A 6821-nucleotide genomic window follows, 5' to 3' on the forward strand; every position below is an offset into this window, starting at 1 on the left:
CGGTGATGGGCGCGAGAGCCGGAATGGCGGATTACGCTGCGCTAATCCGCCCTACGCCTGCCCTACCCGAGCTTCACATATTTCCGCCAATCGTGCTCCTCCTTGAACCCGAGCACCTCGCGTGTCTTGCGGTTCGACAGCGGCGCCTCGCGTTCGCCGAGTTCGCGGGTGACCGGCACATTCGGGCAATAGCGCTGCAGCAGCTCGCGCGTCGGCATGTTGGCCGTCACCGTGTCGTTGACCGCGTTGAACACCTGAAAGCCGAGCCCGTCCTTCTCGATCGCCAGATGCACGATCTCACCGAGGTCACGGGCGTCGATATAGGACCAGGCATTGCGCTTGCGCGACGGCGGATCGGCGAGGAAGCGCGGGAACATGTCGTATTCATGCGGCTCGATGACGTTGCCGATGCGCAGGCAGTAGATGTCGATGCCGTAGCGCATCGCGAAGGCCCGCGCGGTCTTCTCGTTCACGACCTTGGACAGCCCATAGGAGTCCATCGGGTCGGTGTCGTAGTCCTCCTCGAGCGGAAAACTCCGGAAATCCTTGTCGCCCTCGGCGAAGCAGACGCCATAGGTGGTCTCGCTGGAGGCGATGATGATCTTGCGGACGCCGAGCTTCGCCGCCGCCTCGATCACGTTGTAGGTGCTGATGGCGTTGACGCGGAAGGTCTCGTTGTCGGGCTCGATCAGCACCCGCGGGATCGCGGCAAAGTGCACGACTGCATCGGGCGCCGCCGGCGGCCGCCCGGCATTGAAACCACCGAAGCCGAAATGCGCCGTCAGCGCGTTGAAGGCCTGGCCGCTGTCCGAGAGATCGGCGATCAGCGTGTTGATGCCCGGATGATCGAACGGCTTGAGATCGACGTTGAGCAAGCGATAACCCTTGCCCTGCAGATGCGGCAGCACATGCCGGCCCGCCTTGCCGGTTCCCCCGGTGAACACCACGCGCTTGGCTGTCATGTGCGTCCTCATCCCTGCTGTCTCGTGTCGTTCAGCGCTTCTATCAGCTTCCGCGGCGGCCGCTCCATAGGAACTTGCAACGCGCAACGGCCGCGTGCGCGGCTCCTGCTGCCCGCTGCTGCGATCTCATTGCTGCGTCGCATCGATCGACACGTAAGACCCCAGGCACCCGGCAGCCATCCCAAGGCAAGGCAATCGCACTTGACGATCGAAATGTTGCGCTCGTCTGCCTCCACGTCGTCATGGCCGGGCTCCGTCCCGGCCATCCACGTCGTCCGGCATACTGAGAACGACGTGGATGCCCGGGCCTTCGCCGCGCCGAAGCGGCTTCGGCCGCGCAGGCGGGACGGAGCCCGGGCATGACGATGGCGAAACGATTTCGCGAAAAACTCAGATTGGTCATGTGCGATGGCCTGCATCCCAAGGGGAGGTTTCGCGTCGAGCGTCGCAGATCCAGCAGAGCAAAGCGACCGAAGCCGAGCCAAAGCCATCAGATGCCGCCGCTTGCGATCACAATCGTTGCGTGGTCCAACAAGGCGACGGGGACAGGTGGCGAATGTCTGACGAAACTCTTGCCATGAGCGCTGATGTGACGCTGCGGCGCCTGGGCGCCGATGATGCGGCGAGCTTCAAGGCGATCCGTCTGGAAGCCCTGCAGGCCAGCCCGGAACTGTTCGGCAGCACGTATGAGCTCGAGAATGCGCTGGATGTGGCGTGGTTCGCAGGCCGGCTGGCGGACGCCCATGTGCTCGGCGCGTTTCATGCGGGCAAGCTGGTTGGAACGGCCGGCTTCTCCGTCCAGCAAGGTCCGAAGGTCGTCCACAAGGGCCGGTTGTGGGGCATGTATGTCCGACCGGGCGCGAGACGCCTCGGACTCGGACGCCTGCTGGTGCGCGCCCTGCTCGACGTCGCTCGCGAGCAGGTCGAGATCGTGCAACTGACCGTCATCCGGGACAACGAGCCCGCGCGAAAGCTCTATGACAGCCTCGGCTTCGTCGCCTTCGGCATGGAGCCGAGGGCCTCGAAACACGGCGACCGCTATTACGACGAAACGCACATGATGCTCGACTTCGGTCGGGCGGCGGACGCGTGCTGAAAGCCGGCGTCGGAGGTTGGCACCACGCCCTCGTGCAACGATCCAGGCACCGACGGAGTCGTCAAACGGATCACGATCCTTCCGACACGCGCGTCTTGAGCTTCCGTTCGAACTCATGCCATCTTGATCGCGTCCGACGTGGAGACCACCCGGGGGGACCGATGCGATGATTACCTACGGACGCCATCGCCCGCTGCTACAGACCCCCTGGGACGAAGCGGCCGTTCGGGCCGCGATCGACGACATTGCAGCCGACGCGATCGCCCAATTCGACCCCGACACGTTCTGGCCGGCCCACCCCAGCGACGATGGGAAGGCAGACGGTGACCCCAGCTTCTACACGGGCGCAGCCGGGGTCATCTGGGGCCTGGACTACTTGCACCGCATCCGCGCGACGCGGGCAGCCAAGGACTTCCGCCCCGTGCTGTCCCGCCTGATGGAGCTGACGGTCATCGACCACGCCGCCAATTCGCCGGCCGACTATGAGAAGCATGGCTCGCTGCTCCGGGGCGAGATGGGAGCTGCCCTGCTCGCCATGCGGCTCGCGCCGATGTCGAGCCTCGCCGACCTCGTCTATTGGCACGCCGAAAAGAACAATGAGGCGCCGATCCGGGAGCTGATGTGGGGCCTGCCGGGATCGATGGTCGCAGCGGTCCACATGGCCGGGATGACGGGGGAGGCGCGCTGGCGCCGCCTGTTCGAGGTACAGGCGAGCCGGCTGCTGTCCGAACTCGAGGACACGCCGCAGGGCCCGCTCTGGACGCAAGATCTGTATGGCGCCAAGGACCGCTGGCTCGGACCCGTTCATGGCTTCGCCGGCAACGTCATTCCGTTGCTGCTCGGATGGCACTGGCTGACCGAGGCGCAGCAGGCCCTCGTTGCAGACGTCGTCCCGAAGGCGCTCGAAGCCAATGCGTGGCGCTACGACATCGGAACGACATGGGGGCCGCGCAGCAAGCGTGAGAAGCGGCCCGTCATCTGCCAGCATTGTCATGGCGCGCCGGGCATGGTGACAACCTTTGCCGATGCGCCGTTCGCGACGCCGGATTTCGACGCGATGCTGCTGGACGGTGGACGCTTCACCTGGGCCGCCGGACCGCTGACGAAAGGCTCGAACCTCTGCCATGGCACGGGCGGAAACGGCTACGCGTTCCTCAAGCTCTATCGCCGCACGCACGACCCGGTCTGGCTCGACCGCGCACGCCAGTTCGCCATGACGGCCATCGCGCAGTTTCGCGCCACCCGGATGGCGACCGGCCGCGGCCGCTATTCGCTGTGGACCGGCGACGTCGGCCTCGCCATCTATTTGTGGGATTGCATCACTGGGGAGCCGCGTTTTCCGACCATCGATGTATTTTGACGTCTGAGATCGAGGCAGCTTCGCGCTGATCTGTTTGCGCCGAAGTTGGACGACATGGCATGGTACGCCGCAGCCGCAGGACTCGCGCTCGTGCGAATGTTCCTTCGTGCTCCCAAACGACACTGCAGCCTGTCCCGATGGAGGACGACATTCGTAGCCTCAACGGCAGGCCGCTGATTGCGGCGACGTGCATTGGCCAGGTCGGCAATCTGCTGCCGCACGTCGCGCTGTCAGCCAATCTCGCCCAGCACCTCATGCCGGCGTGGGGGCTGAGTGCCGCCGAAGGCGGGCTGCTCGCCAGTGGCTATGCGTTCGGCTACATGCTGGCGGTCCCCGTGCTGACGACGCTCACGGATCGGATCGATGCGCGCCTCGTTCTTCTGTGCGGATCGATCGTCAGCGGAGTTGCGACCATCGCGTTCGGCCTGTTCGCGGTCGGCTTCTGGTCGGGCATGGCGATCTGGTCGCTTGCCGGTCTGGGATTCGCCGGCGCCTACATGCCCGGGCTCAAGGCTCTCACGGATCGGCTGCCGGCCGGGGATACGTCCCGCGCGGTCACACTGTACACGTCCAGCTTCTCGCTCGGCGTGGGACTCTCGTTTCTGGTCGCGCAGCTCGTCGCGGATCATTGGGGCTGGCGGGTTGCCTTCGTGCTGACCGGCATCGGCCCGGTCGCAATGGTCATCGTGTGCCTGGCGATGCAGACGCACAGGCCGGAGCACAAGCCCGGACGGCTGCTGGATTTCAAGCCCGTGGTCGCGAACCGGGAGGCGCTGGGCTACATCCTCGGCTATGGCGCCCACTGCTTCGAGCTCTACGGTGTCAGGACCTGGCTGGTCGGGTTCTGGACCTATGTGACGGCCCATCAGGGCAGCCCGTCGTGGATGTCGCCGGTCGTCGTGAGCTTCGTGTTCGCAATCGTGTCGATGCCCGCGAGCATCCTAGGCAACGAGGCCGCGCTGAAGTTCGGCCGCCACCGCGCCATCACGACGGTCATGATCGCGTCCGCCGCGGTCGCGCTGCTGATCGGCCTGAACGCCGATGCGCCGGCATGGGCGGTCGCAAGTCTGCTGCTGGCCTACGGCCTCACCGTCCCCGCCGATTCCGGTGCACTCACCGCCGGCATGTCGGCCGCCGCGGCCCGCGAGCACCGGGGTGCAACGCTCGCGCTCCACTCCACGGTCGGCTTCGGCCTGTCGGCCGCCGGCGCCTGGGGAACGGGCGTCGCGCTCGATTTCGCTGGAGGTCCGCAGAGCTCCGCCGGATGGACGCTGGCCTTCATCGTCCTCGCCGCCGGAATCGCGACCGGCCCGCTCGCACTGCTATGGTCGTCCCGCGCCGGCGAGACGAAAAGCGCGCGGCCGGCGAGATGACGGCATATGGATGGGCCCTGCCGCTGCGGGCGAGACGCGGACGATCGCGATCATCGCGCGGAAGCGCCGGCTAGGCGCCGTATGAAGCGACGAATTCCATGAGACAGATCTCTTGCCCGATACACGAGAGCGATCACCCATTCTGGTGCTCCCAGATAACGAAGTGCCTCCGCGTGGCCCCGATCGATATCCTGCCACATGTTTTGATCGGTATAGTGTTCGTTCCCGTCACGGCACCATGCGAGCCTCTCGGCGATATCTTGCTGCAAGGCGTGGACGCCGGACAGATGCCGCGCAAAATCCAGTTCTCGCCGCATGCAGATTCGTTCGGTCCGGAGACGAACAGCTTCGTCGTATCGAAGACCCCACATCTCCAGCCTTGCGTGGGTGGCCTCATGAACGATGGCGGACGCAATCCATTCAACCGTTGTGGCTTGTGAATCGAAGACCCGCTCGTCGAGCAGGCAAGCGTTCAAGTGATGTAGATTGCATCCGGCCCCGTGCGGGACCAATCGGACCCAGATCCGAGAAAGGCTACGCTTGATGCGCCTGTAGTGAAGTGGAGAATGGCGTTCGATCAGACGAAGCGCAGCTTCGATCCGTTGCAGAGCCGGGTCAGGGCTCGACTGCGCACTTCCGATCCAAAGACCGTCGACCACGCGGCTTTTCGAAAACCACAGCTCCAACTTTTCGAAAAGGGACGGTCCTTTCACCGGAGAGCCGCGAGACATGGTGGCCGCCATCGCTTCAACGTCTCCCAGCTCATCATGGTCGGTGCCGTCTGATCCAGTCTGGATGGCCGCGGGGCACCGCTTCCACTTCGGAGTGCGTCGGAGGATCGGACAGATCGGACGAGACGAGGCGGACCCGCAATTCATCGCCGACTTTCAACTGGTCGGTTTCATACCAGTCGACATGAGCGGCGCCGTCGATGCCTCCCACCTGACAATGAATGCCCGGGATCGCGCCGGCTGAGGACGCCGCGATCGCCGAGGCATTCGGCTCCCTCCCGACCCAGGTCAAGATGAATGATAGGACGCCCGTCTCGCTGACGCCAGCCGTGGTCAGCTTTTCGCCATTTCTCCAAACCTCGAAGCACAGCATTCGTCTCTCCGTGACGGCAGGTCCAACAGGACGGTAATCTATCGCGATGAGCCGTCCCGCCCAGCATCGGACCACCGCTTTCAGGATCACGGTTAATGGTCCCTCCGCGAAACGCGATCATTCTCAGGAGCAACGAGGTGGCCGAGACGTCACGTCATCCGCATGCGCCTCAAGACTGATTTTATCCGCGGCGTCAGACGCATCCCCCCTGTCCAGTCCTCCCGGCAAAAATATTCCTGTTTCTTTTTTCCAGAAACCATGATCTACTCTGCGCGTCCCGTCTCACACGAGGGGCGCTTCGCGGTCGTCACGAACGTCGAGGCGGGATGCGGTGGGCGTGTTGCTGTCGCAGCGTGGATGTCCGCGCCGACGAGCGGCGGCGATGCGCACGGTCAAGTCGCGTGGTCCTGATACCCCGAAGCTGGTATCACGCTCGTCGCGGTGCTCACGCGCCGCGCGGGCAACAGTGGCCAGAAAGCCCGGCGCACCGGGGAGATCGCGAAGCAGCCGTGAAAACCATCGCGCGGGGAATGCCGGGTGTCCTCGGCTGAACCTGTGGTACCTGCCGCCTGCATTTTTTTCCGCAGGCGGGCCATGGGTGCGGCCAGCGCCCGGCATTCCCCGTGCCCTCTTCCAAGAAGAAGGCGGTCGATCAGCACAGCTCGGGCGCAACAGCGCGCCGCGAGGCAGCGAAGCCATGTGCAAGCATCAGGTCCGCAGCTCCCGAGACGCCGATCCGACGATCAGGCAGGGCTATCGCATATGACCAATCTGAGTTTTTCGCGAAACCGTCTCCACATCGTCATGGCCGGGCTTGTCCCGGCTATCCACGTCGTTCGGCATACTGGGAACGACGTGGATGCCCGGGACAAGCCCACGGCTGTCCGGTTGAGGCTTTTAACATATACTGAGGCTCAACTGGCGGT

Annotated in this window: 6 protein-coding genes; 3 read left to right on the forward strand and 3 right to left on the reverse strand. The window is 64.6% G+C overall.

Annotated elements, in window-relative coordinates:
• Positions 1-62: 62 nt before the first annotated feature.
• Positions 63-962, reverse strand: a complete 900-nt coding sequence (locus tag QQL87_RS35930; RefSeq protein WP_284422406.1) for an NAD-dependent epimerase/dehydratase family protein — start codon at positions 960-962, stop codon at positions 63-65.
• A gap of 556 nt (positions 963-1518) precedes the next feature.
• Between QQL87_RS35930 and QQL87_RS35935 the strand changes: the two genes are divergently transcribed.
• From QQL87_RS35935 to QQL87_RS35945, 3 genes are all read left to right on the forward strand, one after another.
• On the forward strand, positions 1519-2058 hold the full coding sequence (locus QQL87_RS35935) for a GNAT family N-acetyltransferase (RefSeq protein ID WP_284422405.1): 540 nt from the start codon (positions 1519-1521) through the stop codon (positions 2056-2058).
• A 166-nt stretch (positions 2059-2224) separates the two neighbouring features.
• Positions 2225-3418: a lanthionine synthetase C family protein gene (locus tag QQL87_RS35940; RefSeq protein WP_284422404.1), complete on the forward strand. Its 1194-nt coding sequence runs from the start codon at positions 2225-2227 to the stop codon at positions 3416-3418.
• Between the two features lie 137 nt (positions 3419-3555).
• On the forward strand, positions 3556-4791 hold the full coding sequence (locus QQL87_RS35945) for an MFS transporter (RefSeq protein ID WP_284422403.1): 1236 nt from the start codon (positions 3556-3558) through the stop codon (positions 4789-4791).
• 50 nt (positions 4792-4841) lie between these two features.
• Here QQL87_RS35945 and QQL87_RS35950 read toward each other — a convergent pair whose 3' ends face one another.
• Positions 4842-5534 carry a hypothetical protein gene (locus tag QQL87_RS35950; protein ID WP_284422402.1) on the reverse strand — a complete coding sequence of 231 codons (693 nt, stop codon included), beginning with the start codon at positions 5532-5534 and terminating at the stop codon, positions 4842-4844.
• Positions 5535-5556: 22 nt separating this feature from the next.
• Entirely contained in the window at positions 5557-5895 is a 339-nt protein-coding gene (locus tag QQL87_RS35955; RefSeq protein WP_284422401.1) for a hypothetical protein, read from the reverse strand.
• Positions 5896-6821 lie beyond the last annotated feature (926 nt).

The sequence above is a fragment of the Bradyrhizobium sp. SSBR45G genome (genome assembly GCF_030159255.1).
Classification (GTDB): domain Bacteria; phylum Pseudomonadota; class Alphaproteobacteria; order Rhizobiales; family Xanthobacteraceae; genus Bradyrhizobium.

Excerpts from the sequence above, each read along its gene's own strand:
- QQL87_RS35930 (WP_284422406.1), bottom strand. The coding sequence starts at position 962 with ATGACAGCCAAGCGCGTGGTGTTCACCGGGGGAACCGGCAAGGCGGGC.
- QQL87_RS35950 (WP_284422402.1), bottom strand. The coding sequence starts at position 5,534 with ATGGCGGCCACCATGTCTCGCGGCTCTCCGGTGAAAGGACCGTCCCTT.
- QQL87_RS35935 (WP_284422405.1), top strand. The coding sequence starts at position 1,519 with ATGTCTGACGAAACTCTTGCCATGAGCGCTGATGTGACGCTGCGGCGC.
- QQL87_RS35940 (WP_284422404.1), top strand. The coding sequence starts at position 2,225 with ATGATTACCTACGGACGCCATCGCCCGCTGCTACAGACCCCCTGGGAC.
- QQL87_RS35955 (WP_284422401.1), bottom strand. The coding sequence starts at position 5,895 with ATGCTGTGCTTCGAGGTTTGGAGAAATGGCGAAAAGCTGACCACGGCT.
- QQL87_RS35945 (WP_284422403.1), top strand. The coding sequence starts at position 3,556 with ATGGAGGACGACATTCGTAGCCTCAACGGCAGGCCGCTGATTGCGGCG.